Source organism: Streptomyces sp. NPDC001027 (assembly GCF_040299045.1).
GTDB lineage: Bacteria > Actinomycetota > Actinomycetes > Streptomycetales > Streptomycetaceae > Streptomyces.
In genome coordinates this window covers 1-3,191 of sequence record NZ_JBEPBI010000456.1, presented here as the reverse complement: position 1 = coordinate 3,191, position 3,191 = coordinate 1, and the positions used below count along the sequence as shown (strand labels likewise).

1 protein-coding gene is annotated in these 3,191 nt (G+C 73.4%); it reads right to left on the bottom strand.

Annotated elements, in window-relative coordinates:
• Positions 1 to 33: 33 nt before the first annotated feature.
• Positions 34 to 3,191 (bottom strand): pyruvate carboxylase (locus ABT300_RS42650; RefSeq protein WP_351688158.1); only part of this gene is annotated, 3,158 nt, incomplete at its 5' end.

The following is a 3,191-nucleotide window of genomic DNA, read 5'->3' as shown; positions in this document are numbered from 1 at the left end:
GTCGCCGGCGGGTGGGCGCCGGCGACCGTCCCGTCAGCCGACGACGACGAGCAGGTCGCCGCCCTCCACCTGCTGGATGCGGTTGATGGCGAGCCTGCTCACCCGGCCGGCCGTCGGCGCGGTGATCGTGGCCTCCATCTTCATCGCCTCGATGGTCGCGACGGTCGCGCCGGCCGCCACCTCGTCGCCCTCGGCGACCGTCAGGGTGACCACGCCCGCGAACGGGGCCGCGACGTGCCCGGGATCGCTGCGGTCCGCCTTCTCGGTCACGGGGATGTCGGAGGCCGCGGCCTTGTCGCGGACCTGGATGGGCCGCAGCTGGCCGTTCAGGGTGGACATGACGGTGCGCATGCCGCGTTCGTCGGCCTCGCCGACGGCCTGCAGCTCGATCAGCAGACGCACGCCCGGCTCGAGGTCGACCGCGTACTCCTTGGCCTGGCGCAGACCGTAGAAGAAGTCCTTGCTGTCGAGGACGCTGGTGTCGCCGTAGGCCTGCCGGTGGGTCTCGAAGTCACGCGTCGGGCCGGGGAAGAGCAGCCGGTTGAGGGTGGCGCGGCGGGTCTTGTCGAGGCCCTCACGGTCCTCGGCGCTCAGCTCCTGGACCGGCTTGGCCTCGCCGCGGCCCTGCAGCGCCTTGCTGCGGAACGGCTCGGGCCAGCCGCCGGGCGGCGTGCCGAGCTCGCCCCGCAGGAAGCCGATGACGGAGTCGGGGATGTCGTACCGGTCGGGCGTGGCCTCGAAGTCCCGGGGTGAGACGCCGGCGCCGACGAGGTGCAGGGCGAGGTCGCCGACCACCTTGGACGAGGGGGTGACCTTGACCAGGTGTCCGAGGATGCGGTCGGCGGCGGCGTACATCGCCTCGATGTCCTCGAAGCGGTCGCCGAGGCCGAGCGCGACGGCCTGGGTGCGCAGGTTGGAGAGCTGACCGCCGGGGATCTCGTGGTGGTAGACGCGCCCCGTCGGTGAGGCGAGGCCGGCCTCGAAGGGCGCGTAGATCCTGCGGACGCCCTCCCAGTACGGCTCGAGGTCGCCGACGGCCTGGAGGTCGAGGCCGGTGGGCCGCTCGGAGTGGTCGGTCGCGGCGACGATCGCCGACAGCGAGGGCTGGGAGGTGGTGCCGGCCATGGAGGCGACGGCCCCGTCCACGGCGTCCGCGCCGGCCTGGATCGCGGCCAGGTAGGTGGCGAGCTGGCCGCCCGCGGTGTCGTGGGTGTGCAGGTGCACCGGCAGGTCGAACTCACGGCGCAGCGCGGAGACGAGCGTGGCGGCGGCCGGGGCGCGCAGCAGGCCGGCCATGTCCTTGACGGCCAGGACGTGGGCGCCGGCCTCGACGATCTGCTCGGCCAGGCGCAGGTAGTAGTCGAGGGTGTAGAGGCGCTCGTTCGGGTCGGACAGGTCGGAGGTGTAGCACAGGGCGACCTCGGCGACGGCCGTGCCCGTCTCCCGTACCGCGTCGATGGCGGGCCGCATCTGGCCGACGTCGTTGAGGGCGTCGAAGATGCGGAAGACGTCGATGCCGGTGGCGGCGGCCTCCTGCACGAACGCGTCGGTGACCTCCGTCGGGTACGGGGTGTAGCCGACGGTGTTGCGGCCGCGCAGCAGCATCTGCAGGCAGATGTTCGGGACGGCCTCGCGCAGGGCCGCCAGCCGCTCCCAGGGGTCCTCGGCGAGGAAGCGCAGCGCCACGTCGTAGGTGGCGCCGCCCCAGCACTCCAGGGAGAGCAGGTTCGGCAGGGTGTGGGCGACGAGCGGGGCGGAGGCGAGGAGGTCCTTGGTGCGCACGCGGGTGGCCAGCAGGGACTGGTGGGCGTCGCGGAAGGTGGTGTCGGTGACGCCGATGGTGGGCGACTCGCGCAGCCAGCGGGCGAAGCCCTCGGGGCCGAGGTGGACCAGCCGTTGGCGGGAGCCGGCGGGCGGCTCGCCGGCGGGCGTCGCCGGCAGCTTGGCGACCGGGTCGATCAGGTCGGGCCGTTCGCCGTGCGGCTTGTTGACGGTGACGTCGGCGAGGTAGGTGAGCAGCTTGGTGCCGCGGTCGGCCGAGTGGCGCGCGGTGAGCAGGTGCGGACGCTGTTCGATGAAGGACGTGGTGACCCGTCCGGCCTGGAAGTCGGCGTCGTCCAGGACGGCCTGCAGGAACGGGATGTTGGTGGCGACGCCGCGGATGCGGAACTCGGCGACGGCGCGCCGGGCGCGTCCGATCGCGGTCGGGAAGTCCCGTCCCCGACAGGTGAGTTTGACCAGCATGGAGTCGAAGTGCGCGCTGATCTCGGTGCCCGCGTGGGTGGTTCCGCCGTCGAGGCGGATGCCGGAGCCGCCCGGGGAGCGGTAGGCGCTGATGCGGCCGGTGTCGGGGCGGAAGCCGTTGGCGGGGTCCTCGGTGGTGATGCGGCACTGCAGGGCCGCGCCGTGCAGGGTGACGGTCTCCTGCGACAGGCCGAGGTCGGCGAGGGTCTCGCCGGCGGCGATGCGCAGCTGGGCCTGGACGAGGTCGACGTCGGTGACCTCCTCGGTCACCGTGTGCTCGACCTGGATGCGGGGGTTCATCTCGATGAAGACGTGGTTGCCCGCGGGGTCGAGGAGGAACTCGACGGTGCCGGCGTTGCGGTAGCCGATCTGCCGGGCGAAGCGGACCGCGTCGGCGCAGATGCGGTCGCGCAGCTCCGGGGCGAGATTCGGCGCGGGGGCCATCTCGATGACCTTCTGGTGGCGGCGCTGGAGGGAGCAGTCGCGCTCGAAGAGGTGGATGACGTTGCCCTCGCCGTCGGCGAGGATCTGCACCTCGATGTGGCGGGGGTCGACGACGGCCTTCTCGAGGAAGACGGTGGGGTCGCCGAACGCGGAGGCCGCCTCGCGGGAGGCCGCCTCGATGGACTCGCGCAGGGCGGCCGGGTCCTCCACCCGGCGCATGCCGCGTCCGCCGCCGCCGGCGACGGCCTTCACGAACACCGGGAAGCCGATCTCCTCGGCGGCCCGGACGAGTTCGTCGACGTCGTTGGAGGGCGCGGACGAGCCGAGCACGGGGACGCCCGCGGCGCGCGCGGCGGCCACCGCGCTCGCCTTGTTGCCGGTCAGCTCGAGGGTGCGGGCGTCGGGCCCCACGAAGGTGATGCCCGCCTCCTCGCAGGCGCGGGCGAGGTCGGGGTTCTCCGAGAGGAACCCGTAGCCGGGGTAGACGGCGTCGGCGCCCGCCC